A 14,573-nucleotide genomic window follows, 5' to 3' on the forward strand; every position below is an offset into this window, starting at 1 on the left:
GGCGGGGGCAGGCATGTCGCGCGTGTCCGGCGGCGGGCAGGGAGCGCCGTGTCGTGTGCGCCGGGCGCAGGGCCGCACGGCGGGATTTGACCCTGTCGCGGCGTCAGGGATCGGCCCGTGCGCGGCGCGCCGGCGCTATGCTGTGCGCTTCATTGCCCGGAGACGCTTGCGCATGAGCCAATTGTTCACCCCCACCCAGGCCGGTCCCCTGCGACTGGCCAACCGCATCGTGATCGCGCCCATGTGCGAATACTCGGCCGACGCCGGCTGTGCCACCGACTGGCACATGATCCACCTGGGCCATCTGGCCTTGTCCGGCGCGGCGCTGCTGTTCGTCGAAGCGACGGCGGTGGAGCCCGACGGCCGCATCACGCCCGGCGATCTGGGCTTGTGGTCCGATGAAACCGAGGCCGCGCTGGGCCGCGTGGTGACGGCCATGCGCCGTTATTCGCCGATCAAGCTGGGCATCCAGCTCGGCCACGCCGGGCGCAAGGCGTCCAGCCACGCCCCCTGGGATGGCGGGCAGCTGGTGCCGTCCGCTGAAGGAGGCTGGCAGGGCTGGGCGCCCTCGGCGCTGCCGCACAATGAATCCGAGCCGGCGCCGCAGGCGCTGGATTCCGCCGGCCTGGCCCGCGTGCGCGATGCGTTCGTGGCCAGCGCCCGACGCGCGTTGCGGCTGGGTTTCGACGCCATCGAGTTGCACGCGGCGCATGGCTACCTGATGCACCAGTTCCTGTCGCCGCTGGCGAACCGGCGCGACGACGCTTATGGCGGTTCGCTGGAAAATCGCATGCGCTTCCCGCTGGAAGTGTTCCAGGCGCTGCGCGACGTGGTGCCGGCATCCGTCGCGCTGGGCGTGCGCGTGTCCGCCACGGACTGGGTGGAGGGCGGATGGGACCTGGAGCAGACCACGGCCTTCGCCGACGCGCTGAAGGCGCGCGGCTGCGACTTCATCGATGTGTCCAGCGGCGGCGTGTCGCCGCAGCAGAAGATCCCGGTCGCGCCGAACTACCAGGTGCCTTTCGCCGCTGAGATCAAGCGCCGCGTCGGCATGCCCACGATCGCGGTGGGACTGATCACCGAGGCCGCCCAGGCCGAGGAGATCGTGGCCAGCGGGCAGGCAGACATGGTGGCGCTGGCGCGCGGCATGCTGTACGACCCGCGCTGGCCCTGGCATGCGGCCGCGCAGCTCGGTGGACAGGTCGACGCGCCGCGCCAGTACTGGCGTTCGCAGCCGCGCGAGCACAAGGCGCTGTTCGGGGAAACGCGCTTTGGCCAGCGCTGACGCGGATTCGGCACGCAAGAAAAAGCGCCGCTGGCAAGGCGGCGCTTTTTTTATCTGGAACCGCCGCTGCGGGCCAGGAACTACAGCTTGGCGTAGGCCTGCTCCAACTGGTCCTGCAGCTGGTCGGCGAAATCGGCCTGCGCCGGGTCCAGCGCGGACATCAGGCGGGCCAGCACCACGTTGTCTTCCTCGCCATTCCAGATCTTGATGTAGGTGCCTTCCTTGTAGCCGTGCCGCTGGCGGAAGAGGTTCAGCACGTTCTTGGACACGTACTGGGTGTAGGCGTCGTTCCAGCCCATCTCGCAGGCGGTCATGGTGCGTTCCAGGACCTTGAAGCTGGCGCGGCCGCACACGGCCAGTCCGCCGATCAGTTCCAGCAGCTCGGGCACGTCCAGCGTGGCCAGCTCGCGCGCGGCGCCGTCCAGCGTGACGGTGCCAGGACCGGCCAGGTCGCGCATCAGCTCGGCCGCGGCGCCTTCGATCGATCCGCCTGCCTGGACGATGGTGTGCGACAGGTAGAAGTGCAGGATGTCGACCAGTTCCATCTGCACCTGGGGCAGGTCGATGGTCTGCTTCTTCCACCACTTCCAGCCGTGGTGTTCCAGCGCCTCGGCCGATTCCACGAACGCGGCGCGCAGGAAGCGCGAGCCGCTGGTCACCCAGGCGGGATTGATCATGCTGTTCAGGTGATCCTGCAGTTTCAGCATCGTAGCCGCTTGGGCCGGGTTCAATCCGACGGGTGTGTTCACTTTCGCTCCGTATGTTTGACGCGGGAATACCTGCGCGGATCGCGCGCAGGGCGCAGATGTTAGCACTCCGGGGCGCTGCGCCGGCCATGCCCGGGCGCTGGCCGGGCAGCCGGCCGCATTCCGCATCTGGCTAGCCGTATCCGGTCGGCGGCAGCCGGCAGGCCGCATCTGGCGGGGCCATGCCGGCAGGGGACGCGCCAGGCCTGGCTGCTGCTAGCCGTCCTTGCGGTAGGTGGACTTCAGCGGCGGCAGTTTGCCGGCGGGCGGCTTGCCGGGCTTGCGGGCGTCGCCGGCGGCCTTGAACAGCATGAAGGCGAAGAAGGCCAGGAACACCGCGGGCATGAAATCGTCCAGTCCGGCCTGCGGGCTGTTCAGCGCCTGCAGCGCGATGCGCGCCGCGATCAGGCCGACCACCGTCGCGGCCACCGTCAGCACCTTGCCGACGCCGCGCTTGGCGGCGGTCTTGGCCAGCGTCGCGGCGTCGCTATCTGATTGTGCGGGGGGCAACTTGGACTGCGGCGCGGGCGGCGTGCCGCCATTGCCCCAGGGCGCGGACGACAGCGGGCTCGCCGACGAGGACGCGCTGCCGGATGTCGCGCCGGGAGACCGCGTCGCTTCAGGCGAAGGCGCGCTGGGCAAGCCCGACGCGCCGGAACGGCTCAGTTCTTCGACATAGCGCGCGTAATCGCCATTCTTCGGTTCGCCGCCCAGAGCCATCAGCCATCTCCATTCCAGTCATTCCAGCACTATATGCCATCTACGCAGCCCGTCCAGCGCATTGCAGCTCTCCCAGAGCGGGGCCGCGTGGATCCGGCTTCGCCGGTCCTCAGCGGCGCCCCATCAAGGGAGAAGCGTGCAAGCGCTTCCGGGGGTGTCCATGCTCCGGTCCGCAGGGCGTCCCTAGAGAGGGGGGCGCGTCGCGCTTCGGGGCTGCTGGGGCCTCCCTTTTTTGCGCAGCATGGCGACCAGCAGCCCGACGCCCAGCAGCACCGAAAAGCCGGCGCCGATCAACATGGCGATCTGTTGCGCGTTTTCCGCCGAGCCCAGGCTGCGCGCGGTGACATACCCCGGCGCCAGCATCAGCGGCATCCACAGGATGGCGGAGGACACATTGGCCAGCTGGAAGCGGCCATGCGCCATGCCCATGACGCCGGCCACGGTGGGGATGGTGGAACGGATCGGCCCGAGGAACCGGCCGATCAGCACCGAGGCGAAGCCATAGCGGTAGAAGAACAGCCTGGCGCGCGCCACCGCTGTGCGTTGCTGTTTGAGCGGCCAGCGGCGCAGCACGCCGGGGCCGGCCCAGCGGCCCAGCCCGTAGGACAGCGCGTCGCCCACGATGGCGCCGGCGACACCCCAGGCCAGCACGTTCCAGGGATCCAGCGTGCCGGCGCCGATCAGGCCGCCGGTCAACAGCATCAGCGCCGTGGCGGGAATGAACAGGCCCACCAGCACCAGGGATTCTCCCAGCGTGAGCAGGAAGGTGATCGGTCCGGCCCAGACCTGGTTGGCCTCGATGAACATGCCGATCTGGTCTATGTATTGATCCATGTGCGGAAGTTGAATATCAGCTGAATGCAATCGGGTATCTTAACGCCTGCATTGTGGGACCGGCATGCGTCGGCCATATGAATGAAGCCGATTGTCGGAGGATCATGGATTCCGTTACACAAGCCGTGTTGGGCGCCGGCATACAGGGTGCCCTGCTGGGGCGTTTCCAGGGGCGCAAGGCGCTGCTCTGGGGGGCCGCGCTGGCGACCGTGCCGGACCTGGACGTGCTGATGCGCTATCCAGACCCGGTTTCATTGATGACCTATCACCGGGGGTTTTCCCATTCGCTGTTCGTCCTGACCGGCCTGGCGGCGCTGCTGGCTTGGCTGATACGCCGGTATTGGCCGCAGGCTCCATACGGAGGCTGGCGGCTGTTCCTGACGCTTTGGCTGGTTCTGGTGACGCATCCTTTGTTGGACGCCTTCACCGTCTATGGCACTCAGCTGTTCTGGCCGCTGGCGCCGGTGCCGGAAAGCTGGGCGGCCGTGTTCATCATCGACCCGGTCTATACGGTGCCGCTGCTGGCGGCGTCGCTGTACGCGGTCGCGGCGGGCATGACGGCGCGCGCGCGCGGATTGCTGGCGACGGCGCTGGCATTCAGCACGGTCTATCTGGGTTTCGGTCTGGCGGGCAGGGTGGCGGCCGAACACCGCGTGCGCGATGCCATGGTCGCGCAAGGCATCGAGGTCACGGCCTTGCGCGCCGTGCCCATGCCGTTCAATACGCTCGTATGGCGCGTGATCGCCAAGACGCCGGACGATCACTATTACGAAGCCGTATCGGGCTGGTTTGATCGGACGCCGCCGGAATGGCTGCGCCTGCCGCTCAACCCGGACGCTGGAGCCAACCTGGCCGGATCCGCGCTGCACGACAGGCTGCGCTGGTTCACCGGCGACTGGCTGCGCCATGACGTGATCGGCGATGCGCTGGTGGTGACCGACCTGCGCATGGGCGTGGCGGGGCACTACACCTTCCGCTTCAAGATGGCCGAGCGCGCGCCGGGGGCCGGCTGGATCGCGGTCGTGCCCAGCCGCTGGCCCAGCGCCAGCGGGGGCTGGCCGGAGCTGAAACTGGTATTGGCGCGCATTCTGGATGAGCAGCCGCCGTTGCCGCTGCGAGCTTGGTCGGACCAGGCCTTGCGCTAGGTTCGTGCCCATGCCGGCCGCGCACCGCCGCGCGGCCGTCAACCGCATCGTCGTCGCCAGGCGCGAGGCCGCGCCATGGCGCTTCACCCTGCGTCGCATTCTTGTCTTCCATTGTGCAAGGGGGAAGGGGGAACTCGTATTTTTACTAGCTAGATTTCGTTTTCGTTCAAGAGACCCGAAATGTGCCCGCTGGCAAAGTACCCGAATCCTTGATCCGGGTGCTTCAAACGGGCTGTATCCGCATCAGGGAACGGCATCAGGATTCCGGGTTTCCGGTACTCCGCCGATGGCAAGGCCTGGATGCGTCGCCGCGGCGCGCCGGTTTCATCTCTCCAATCAATAAGGAACGACAACGATGAAGCGCAGTTCTCTCTCGTATCTCATTTCTGCCGGCGCGCTGCTGGCGGCTCTGGCGCCGGTGGCTTCGCACGCGCAGGCCGCCTGGGACGGTCAGATCCGCTTCACGGGCAGCGTGTCGGACACCACGTGCTCCGTCAATGGCGGTCAAGGTTCTGCGAGCAACATCACTGATGTGCGGCTTGGCAACGTGGATCCCAATGCGGCGACGAAGGCGCTGGCCGTGGGCGCCAACATTGGCTCCAAGCAGACGTTCAAGATCAGCCTGTCCAATTGCAGCTTGCTCACGCCTCTGCCTACCAACCCGGCCTCGGGCGCCGCACAAACCGAAACGCGAGGCGCCGCCATTGAATTCGACCAGGGTTCGGCGAACATCAATGGAGCCACGGGCAATCTGATGGTCACTGGCTTCCAGCCGGCGAAAGGCATCGAGATCGGCATCTGGAACGCCGGCAATGGCAAGACCAACAAGCTTGACCTCCGAGGCACCATGTCTCCGAGCGACGTACAGACGCTTCAGTTGAGGTTCTCGAACGATTCGGCCGTCACGCAGATCCTTGCCGGAGACCTCACCTTCGAGGCGGGCTATGTCAGGGCCAGCGGCACTCTCGAGTCTGGTAACGCCGGTTCGCAAATCGCATACAAGGTGTCCTACCGATAAGTCGAGGTGCAGGCATGACGCCCATGAAGCGTGTTGCAGTACGTTGGTTGTGCATGGGCGTCATGGCTTGGGTTGCCGGCGCTGGCGTGGCGCAGGCAACCCTGGTTCTGGAGGGAACGCGCATCGTCTATCCAGAGAAGGCCAAGGATGTCAGCATCCGGGTGCGCAATCCGGGCAGCTATCCCATACTCGCTCAGTCCTGGCTTGACGACGGCCGCCCGGATTTGTCGCCCGAAGTGATGGTGGTGCCGTTTATCGTGTCACCCGCCCTGACCAGGGTCGAGCCTGACGGCAGCGCGCTGCTGCGTGTGTTCCACGCCAAACGGCCATTGCCCACGGACAGGGAGTCGCTGTTCTACCTGAACGTAATGGAAACTCCGCCGCGCAGCAGCGAGGAGAATGCGCTGACCTTGCAGTTTCGCACCCGGGTCAAGCTGTTCTTTCGTCCGACCGGATTGTCCGGAGATGCCGGGGACGCGCCAGACAGCTTGAAATGGACGCTGGTCCCAGGCGCAGGCGCCGTTGAGGTGCACAACCCGACGCCGTATCACGTGTCCTTCTTGTCCGTCGAGCTGGAAACGGCGGGGCGTCGCGAGATCCTGGACCGGGCAGGCCAGGACGCCATGGTGGCGCCATTTTCCAAGTTGCGTTTTCCTGTTTCGGCCGGTCGAAATCCCGTGCCGGGCCAAAGTCAGATCCACTACTGGGCCATCAATGATTTTGGCGGCAGGCACTCGTATCAGCGCCCCTTGTCATTGCCCTGACGGGCGCTTCTGAAGGCTCCATTTTTTTCGCAAGGCTAGAACGATGCATTTGACGATGCAGGTGACGGCTCGTCCTGGAAACAGGCGCAAGTCGCGGCAACGGCGGGTCTGGATAGCGGGCCTTTGCATGTTGGTCATTGTGGCGGATGCGCAGGCGCAGGGTAAATCCAAGCAGTACGTGCAGTTCGATTCCAATATGTTGTTGCGCGGCGTCTCGGACGATTCCGTCGATCTCTCCCGGTTCGAAAAGCCTAACGCCGTGTTGCCGGGTCAGTATCGCGTCGATGTGCTGGTGAACGGAAACTGGCGCGGGGCCTCGTTCGTGGAATTCCGCGACGTCGGCCAGGATGGCGCGGCGCCTTGCTACACCGTCGAACTGTTGCGCAGTTCGGGGTTCGACATGGAAAAGCTTGAGCGCCAGGCTGCCGAGCAGGGGCGTCCGGCGCTGGGAGACACGCCCTATTGCGGCGATCTGGCTACCCATGTTCCCGGCGCACAGGCCAGGTTCGACGCGGCGGAACAGCAATTGCTGTTGACCGTGCCCACCATCTACCTGGGTACGAGACGCGCCAGCATCTATGTGGATCCGGCCCTGTCGGACAGCGGCATCACCGCCGCGCGCCTGGGCTATACCGGCAATTACTATTCACAGTACGTGCGCGGCGGACGTTCCGACGACCGAGGCTACCTGGGCTTGAGCGCCGGGCTGAACGTCGCCTCTTGGCGCGTGCGGCACGATGGCTCGGTGGCTTGGGGATCGCGAGAAGGCTCGCGCTATCAACGGGGCCGGCTGTACGCGGTGACCGGCATCCCGTCCTGGAAATCCGAGCTGCTGTTGGGCGAGACATCTTCCGATGGGCGGTACTTCGATCCGGTTTCGTTTCGCGGCGTGCGCGTGGCCAGCGACGAACGCATGCTGCCCGACGAGCGGCGCAACTACGTGCCGACCATACGCGGCACCGCCCAGACCAATGCCACGGTCAGCGTCTATCAACGTGGCTTCCTGGTCCATGAAACCACGGTCGCGGCGGGGCCGTTCGTCATCGAGGATCTGCAGGCGGCCAGCTATGGCGGCGACCTGGAGGTGCGCATCGTCGAGGCCAATGGCGAAACGCGCCGATTCACGGTGCCTTTCGCCACGACCGTCGAACTGCTGAAGTCCGGCGAAACGCGTTACTCGATGTCGCTGGGGCAGGCCATGGCCTCGGGCTATCGCAGCGGCGGGCCGGCGGTGTTCGAAGGCTTGGTGCGGCGCGGCCTGAGCAATCTGGTCACGGCCTACGGGGGGCTGGCGCTCAGCGGCAACTATCGCTCGGTGTTGCTGGGCGCGGTGCTCAACACCGAATGGGGCGCGTTGGCCGGTGACATCACGGCGGCGACCGCCAAGCTGGCCAATGAAAAATCATCGGGCTCCAGCTATCGATTGTCATACAGCAAGAATCTGCCCGAGACGGGCACGAATTTCTCGGTGCTGGCATATCGCTATTCGACCAGCGGCTTCGTCGGTTTCAACGAGGCCGTCGCCCAGCGCAACATTCCGAAGTCCGATCGCTACTACGATGCAGGCGGCCGGCTGCGCAACCGTATCGATGTCAACATCAACCAGTCGCTCGGTGACAGGCTGGGCTCCTTTTACCTGAATGGCTCTGCGATCCAGTACTGGAAGCGCGCGGGCCGCAACATCAATTTTGGCGGCGGCTACTACAACAACTGGGGCCGCGTGTCCTACGCGCTGAACGTGCAACGCAGCACCGTCAACGGCGGTTTGTATTCGCTGGGACGCGAGCGCGAGACCACGGTCACCCTCAACCTGAACATTCCCTTGGGCAAGTCCTACGACGCGCCCCTGCTCAACAGCTACACCAGCCATAGCGGCGCGGGAGGCACCAATTCCGGCCTGAGCGTGGGCGGATCGGCCGGCGAGGACTCGCTGTTCAACTATTCGCTCGGCACCAGCTACAACAGTCGCTCGGGCATGTCATCGGCCAACGGCAACCTGGACTACCTGGGCAGCCTGGCCCAGGTGGGCGCCAGCATCTCGCAGGGGCGCGACTATCGGCAGACCAGCCTGCGCGCCTCGGGCAACGTGCTGGCGCACGCGGGCGGGGTCACGCTGGCGCCGGTCCTGGGCGACACCATCGGCCTGCTGCATGCGCCGGACGCCAAGGACGCGCGGACCACCCGCGACCGCAACAGCCGCATCGATGGGCGGGGCTATGGCCTGGTGCCCTATCTGATGCCGTATCGAAGCAACAACGTGGAACTGGATTCCGCCGACATGGCCGACGACGTAGAGCTGCTGAGCAATATGCGTACCGTGGCGCCGCGCGCCGGCGCGGTGGTGCTGCTGTCCTATCCCACCCGCCGGTCCAGGCCCGTGCTGGTCGACGGCAAACAGCGGGATGGCGCTCCGCTGCCATTCGGCGCCGAGGTCTACGACCTCGAGGATGGCGAGGTGATCGGCAGCGTTGGCCAGGGCAGCCGCATCGTCATGCGCGTGCGCAAGGATGAAGGCCGCGTCAGCGTGCGCTGGGGATCCAAAGCCGACCAGCGCTGCCGCATCGACTACGCGCTGTCCGAGCGCGAGCGCGGCCAGAGCGGCTTCGATGTGGTCGAGAGCGTCTGCCAGCCGGAGCCGGCATCACCCGCCGGCCCGATGCCGGTGGCGGGGCTGAAGCCATGATCGGCCGGCGCATTCTCGCACTGCGCCACGCGGGCTTGGTCGGCATGGCGATCGTGGCGGCATGGGCCGGGCTGGCCGGCGCCGCCAGGGCGGACATGTCCGTCGATGGCACGCGCTTCGTCTATCCCGCCCGCGAAAAGGCAATCAGCGTCTATGTCGGCAATATCGGCGCCGAGCCGATCCTGGTGCAGTCCTGGCTGGACCGGGGCGAGGCGCGGGACGCCAACGATCTGGCGCGGCTGAAGGTGCCGTTCGTGTTGACGCCGCCGCTCCTGCGCCTGGAGCCGAACGAGCGCAAGGCGGTGCAGTTGCGCTATACCGGTGAGTCCTTGCCCAAGGATCGCGAGTCCCTGTTCTGGGTGAACTTCCTGGAAGTGCCGGTCGTGAGCGACGAACAGAACAGCCTGCGCCTGCAACTGAACCTGTCGATGAAGGTCTTGTTCCGGCCCGAGGGCCTGCAAGGAAAGGCAAGCGATGCGCCGGGCAAGCTGCGCTGGACCTGGCGCGATGCCGGCAACGGTTCGATGCGTGTGTTGGCGGAAAACCCCACTCCCTACAGCGTCACGTTCCGGACGCTGAAAGTGCGCGGCAGCCAGGGGGATGGCCTGGCTGGGCTGACCGTTCCGCCCCTGTCGTCCGCGTCCTTCGTGGGACGCTGGCCCCCGCCGCGCGATCAGGGCGGGCTGTCGCTGGATTATGAGTCGGTGGACGACTTTGGGGCTGCCAAGCGCGGCAGCGCCCAGGCCGAGTTCGCGCGCGTCGATTGAGCCCGATCGGCTGGCCTCGTGGCCGGCCGGGCATAGCTAGAAGGAGAAACCATGTTCCACCGTCTGTTTCATCGCCCGACCCGCGCGCCACAAGAGGGGCCGGCCAGCCGGCTGCTGGTCGGGCTGTTGCTGGCGGGCGGTGTCGCGTTGCCGGCTGTCGATGCCTGGGCCCAGAACGTGCCGGCGCGCGCGACCACATGCCGCATTGCGTCGCTCGGCGACGGCCAGACATCAGGGGGCGCCTGGATTCCTCCGCAGATCGGCAACGTGGGCGGCAGCCAGGTCATCCCGGACGGCACCGTGTTGGCCGTCAGGTCGGTCACGTTGTCGTCCATCGGCACGCTGGTGCCGACAGCCTCGACGGACAGGTTCTACCTGGCGGCCGGAGCGACGTGGGCCGGGGTTAGGCCAGACGGCAGCACCGTCTTTCCCTCGAATGTGCAGGGGATAGGGATCCGGCTACGAGCGGGGCCCGAGGCCAATGCCACCGAGGTGTCGGCCGCAACTGAGATACGCGCAGTCCAAAATAGCGAGCAGTTGGCCATGCGAACGGGCGTACACAGTGCGGAAGCGGAAGTCCTCACTGGCCTGCGCGTGGAACTGGTGAAGCTGGGTTCCGATGTCTTGCCCGGAATCGGTGCCTTTCCCGTGACGGGCATGGCGACCGGGTACCAGGGCGCCAGGATGCGTTTCAAGATCGTGCAAGTGAAATCCCAGCCTGTCGCCGAGGGCACGGACCTGGGGCCGATCATGGATCCTTGCAATGCCAGCTTCGACTTCAATATCGATCAACTCATCAGCGGGGGCGGCACGACGCCGCCGGTCGTGACGGCGGTGTGCGCCGTGGATGCCAGCTATCAGGGCAGCGGCAGGGAAGTGCCCATGGGACCCGTGACCCGGGGCAGCTTTCCCGGGCGAGGCGACCGGGCCGGCAGCGTGCCGTTCGACATTTCGCTGAGCAACTGCGCGGCGCGGGCCAAGCCCAAGATATCGTTTTCTCCGGGCTTCCAGGGCAAGGTGCCTGGCTGGCCCAATGTATTGCGGCTGGATCAGAGCGACATCAACCATGCCAGGAATCTCGGCATCGTGCTGACGCGGCGCGACGATCCCGGCAAGGAGGTGAACATCGGCGACGCGCCGGAAGCCGGACCCTATATCCAGTTTCCGCAGTATGGGACGCTGCAGGATGGCGAGACGACCACCTTGGAATTGGCGGCGCATTATGTGCGGACCGACCATGAAGGCCAAGGGGGGGTGACGCCGGGGCCGGCCAACAGCAGCGTGCGCTTCCAGGTGCGCTACGATTGATCGCGGGCGATGCCGTGTGTCTGGGCGGGTATTGGAAAAAATGATCCCCGCCCGGCATTTATTGCTGGGCGGGGATTTGGCATATCGGCGGTTCTCCTGCTAGATCAAGGCTCGATCGTGCCCTTGTTGTCGCCCACGGGTCGAATCAGCGCGGCGTCTTGCAGGGCCGTGTTGTATTGCATGACGCCCTGGTTGGTGCCCACCAACCCGCCAGCCTTGATCCACATGTCATTGTGGTTGGAGAACTTGCTGGTGCTGGTCGATCCCATCAGCAGGCCCTGATTCAGGCCTACCAGACCGCCCATGTTGGCCACGGTGTAGCTGTTGGAGGTGCAAGGGTACCCCGGATAGCACTGGGAGGGAGTCCTGCCTTCCAGCGAGCCGGATGCTTCCGAGTATGCGATCGTTCCCTGCGCGCGATTGATGCCTACCAGCCCGCCCAGGTTCGACCGAGCTCCGCCGGTGACGTGACTCGAAGCGACGGCATGCATGATGCGCCCTTCATTGTCTCCAACCAGGCCGCCCACGTTGCTATAGGTGCCACTACCCAGCACTCTCAGGCTAGCCTCGGAGTCGTAGATGTTGCCGGTATTGTGGCCCACCAGCCCCCCAACCGAGGAGCGGGTGCCGCCACGCACCTCGTTCAGGTGGGCAGTGCTTTGCTGGATGCTTCCGGCATTCGTGCCGACCAGTCCGCCGACACGGCCATTGGTGGCGTTTGTGGCGTGAACGGCGGCGACAGCGGACTTGCTGTTGATGATGGAGGCTGTATCGCTGTTGACTCCGACCAAGCCGCCGATGCTGGTTTCCGTGGAAGACGACGTGAACACTTTGTAGCTACTGCTCGTAGAGTTCATGATCATGCCGTTGTTCCTGCCGACCAGTCCGCCCACCGCGGTCGGGCCGGTCGCTCCGACCTCGCCCGTGAACTGCGCGGAAGAGAAGACGGCGCCGTTATTTTCGCCCACCAGGCCGCCGGCAGTACCGCTGCCCGATTTTGATATGCGACCGCTGCTGGAGCTGTCTATGATCTGGCCGAAGTTTGTGCCGACCAGGCCGCCGGCATTGCTCAGCTGGCTGGAAGTGACCGAAGACGAGCTGGTGGAGTTGATGATCTGGCTGCCCTGATTGAGGCCCACCAGTCCGCCGATATGGCCGATGCCGGCGTGGCTGGCCATGTCGCTCACCGATCCCCAGCTGCCGCTGTCGCGGATGACGCCATCTATGCTCAAGCCAACCAGCCCCCCCGCGATATGGACTTGCGATGAGGTGGCGACGCTGCCCGAGTAGCTGGACCGTTCAATGGTGCCGCCATTGTTGAAACCGACCAGCCCGCCGATCGCGCCATCGGTGATGGTGCTGCCGCCACGCGAGCCGTTGATGACACGGACATTGGAGATGGTGCCCGTGTTAATGCCGACCAAGGTGCCGCTGTACTTGTGTCGCAGGCCGGCGCTGGAAATGTTATCCAGCGTGACATTGCGCAGCGTGCCCGAGGACTCGCTGAACAGGCCGGCGACGCCGTCCGGACTTACTGCCGCCAGCTTGACCAGCTTGTTGCCCAGTCCGTCGAACAGCCCCTTGAAGCCGCCCTGGCCGGCGCCGATGGACTGCACCGAGCCTGGCCCCTGGATGTCCGTGCCCAGTACGTAGTAGCCGGTCAGATGGCCGTTGATGGCGTTCAGTTGCGCGAGGTTCTGGATCACCACATGGCGCAGGCCGTTGGACGTGAATTGCGGATTGGCGCTGGGCAGCTGGATCAGGGCCTGGCCGGCGGGGCCGCTCAGCACGTAGTTGGCGGTCGACGCGAGGCCGGGCGTGCCGGACTGTGTCGTGCGCAGATTGACCTGGCTGGAGACGCCGCTCAGCGTGATCCGCCGCGAAATGTCGATCAGCCGGTCGGCCGACAGGTTCAGGGCGGTGCCCGAGCCCTTGGCGGTGAGGGCGGCGTTGACCATGACCTTGCCGTCGCCGCCGTGGCGCGCGTTCAGGGTCAGCGCGTGGCCGCTGTCCCAGTTCACCGGCGCGTTCACCTCGACGTCGCCGACATTGCTGGCCAGGCTGACATTGGTTGTGCTGAGATTGCTTGCCAGCGTGCTGGCATGGATGTTGTCAGTGGCCGTGGATTCGCCCACCTTGAGCGCATTGCCGATGATCTCCAGGGCGCCGGTGTTGCCGTTGCTCGCCCGTGTGTCCACGAGGGTGCCCTGCAGCATTTTTACGTGTCCGCCGCGGATCGAGACCGAACCGCCGTCGCCATAGGTGCCCAGGGCGCTGGCCGACAGGTGACCACCGACCTGCACCGTGCCGGAGCCGCCATCAAGCACGATCCTGCCTTGGCGGGCCTGCAGCGTTCCGGCCTCGATGAGGCCGGCGTTGTTCACCACAGCCAGCAGCGGGCTGGCCGGCCGCGAGTCGCGGGCCATCAGCAGGGCCTGTCCGCCGTTTGCCCGGATCGTGCCCGTGGCCGTGTTCTGGGCGTCGGCGAACAGGCCGCTGGTGTTCGCGCTCAGGCTGAGCGGGCCATTGCCAAGTCGTACCGTGAAGGAGCCGGCCCCGCCGAGCGCGACGGAGCCGCCGTTGGTCTGGATGCTCCCACTGTTAACTGCCCGATGGCCCAGCAGTACGATGTCCCCGCCCGAGGCGGAGGTGATGTAGCCCCGATTGCTGACCATGTTGTTCTGGCCGGCTGGCGCCTCGAAGTTGAAGACGCCGCTGGTGTTGTTGAAGAACGCGATGGGGTCGGTGACATGCGTCGAGGCGACCAGGCTGCCCACGTTGACCCGCGCGGTGTTGTTGAAAACGATGCCGTTCGGGTTGACCAGGAAGACCTTGCCGACGGCGTTGATCGCGCCCGAGATGTTGGAGGGGGCCAGGCTCGTGACGTTGTTCAGCGTCATATGGCTGGGATCCATATGGTTGAACGTGACGGATTCATTGCCGGCCACGTCGAAGGTGTTCCAGTTGATGACGGCCTTGGACGTGGTCTGGCTGATGACGGTGTTCGTGGGCCGGCCGGCGACGTTGCCGGGATTGTCCTGCCAGATGAAGGCGCTGCCGTGCGTGACCGTGCCGTTGGTGGGCGCGGCCAGGGCCTGCGGCGCCAGGGCGCTCAGCCCGGTGGCCGCGACGGCGGCCAGCACCGCACGGGCGCCGGAGACGCCGGATTTCCCACGGCGGCGGGCGCATTCGCTGGCCACGGTCCAGCATGCTTTGCTGGCGTTCCATATCACTGTATGAGTCTTGTTCATGGGATTCCTTCTGGGGTTGGATGACGTGCCGGATTCTGCGTGGCACGGTGCT

11 protein-coding genes are annotated in these 14,573 nt (G+C 65.9%); 7 read left to right on the forward strand and 4 right to left on the reverse strand.

The features are described from left to right. Positions 1–172 precede the first annotated feature (172 nt). Positions 173–1,285, forward strand: coding sequence for an NADH:flavin oxidoreductase/NADH oxidase (locus AC6LJ5_RS08525; RefSeq protein WP_103275129.1), 1,113 nt, complete (start codon positions 173–175; stop codon positions 1,283–1,285). Positions 1,286–1,365: 80 nt separating this feature from the next. On the opposite strand, the gene AC6LJ5_RS08530 is transcribed toward AC6LJ5_RS08525, so the two are convergent. The 3 genes from AC6LJ5_RS08530 to AC6LJ5_RS08540 form a co-directional block, all read right to left on the reverse strand. After that, positions 1,366–2,016 carry a dUTPase gene (locus tag AC6LJ5_RS08530; protein ID WP_103275128.1) on the reverse strand — a complete coding sequence of 217 codons (651 nt, stop codon included), beginning with the start codon at positions 2,014–2,016 and terminating at the stop codon, positions 1,366–1,368. Positions 2,017–2,247: 231 nt separating this feature from the next. Continuing rightward, positions 2,248–2,751, reverse strand: coding sequence for a hypothetical protein (locus AC6LJ5_RS08535; RefSeq protein ID WP_103275127.1), 504 nt, complete (start codon positions 2,749–2,751; stop codon positions 2,248–2,250). Between the two features lie 183 nt (positions 2,752–2,934). Further along, positions 2,935–3,585: a DedA family protein gene (locus AC6LJ5_RS08540; protein ID WP_103275126.1), complete on the reverse strand. Its 651-nt coding sequence runs from the start codon at positions 3,583–3,585 to the stop codon at positions 2,935–2,937. Positions 3,586–3,689: 104 nt separating this feature from the next. Between AC6LJ5_RS08540 and AC6LJ5_RS08545 the strand changes: the two genes are divergently transcribed. The 6 genes from AC6LJ5_RS08545 (at position 3,690) to AC6LJ5_RS08570 (ending at position 11,270) form a co-directional block, all read left to right on the forward strand. Next, a complete protein-coding gene (locus AC6LJ5_RS08545) occupies positions 3,690–4,730 on the forward strand; it encodes a metal-dependent hydrolase (protein WP_498140269.1) in 1,041 nt (346 codons plus the stop codon). A gap of 355 nt (positions 4,731–5,085) precedes the next feature. Continuing rightward, positions 5,086–5,748, forward strand: a complete 663-nt coding sequence (locus tag AC6LJ5_RS08550; protein WP_498140270.1) for a fimbrial protein — start codon at positions 5,086–5,088, stop codon at positions 5,746–5,748. Positions 5,749–5,762: 14 nt separating this feature from the next. After that, positions 5,763–6,512, forward strand: coding sequence for a fimbrial biogenesis chaperone (locus AC6LJ5_RS08555; RefSeq protein ID WP_103275123.1), 750 nt, complete (start codon positions 5,763–5,765; stop codon positions 6,510–6,512). Positions 6,513–6,639: 127 nt separating this feature from the next. Beyond that, positions 6,640–9,195, forward strand: a complete 2,556-nt coding sequence (locus AC6LJ5_RS08560) for a fimbria/pilus outer membrane usher protein (RefSeq protein WP_498140271.1) — start codon at positions 6,640–6,642, stop codon at positions 9,193–9,195. Continuing rightward, positions 9,192–9,962, forward strand: a complete 771-nt coding sequence (locus AC6LJ5_RS08565; protein WP_498140272.1) for a fimbrial biogenesis chaperone — start codon at positions 9,192–9,194, stop codon at positions 9,960–9,962. Before AC6LJ5_RS08560 ends, AC6LJ5_RS08565 begins: the two co-directional genes overlap by 4 nt. Before the next feature lie 51 nt (positions 9,963–10,013). Next, positions 10,014–11,270 carry a fimbrial protein gene (locus AC6LJ5_RS08570; protein WP_498140273.1) on the forward strand — a complete coding sequence of 419 codons (1,257 nt, stop codon included), beginning with the start codon at positions 10,014–10,016 and terminating at the stop codon, positions 11,268–11,270. A 104-nt stretch (positions 11,271–11,374) separates the two neighbouring features. On the opposite strand, the gene AC6LJ5_RS08575 is transcribed toward AC6LJ5_RS08570, so the two are convergent. Then, positions 11,375–14,521 carry a GLUG motif-containing protein gene (locus AC6LJ5_RS08575; RefSeq protein WP_498140274.1) on the reverse strand — a complete coding sequence of 1,049 codons (3,147 nt, stop codon included), beginning with the start codon at positions 14,519–14,521 and terminating at the stop codon, positions 11,375–11,377. Positions 14,522–14,573 lie beyond the last annotated feature (52 nt).

This window comes from Achromobacter sp. 1011791174, from assembly GCF_059760925.1.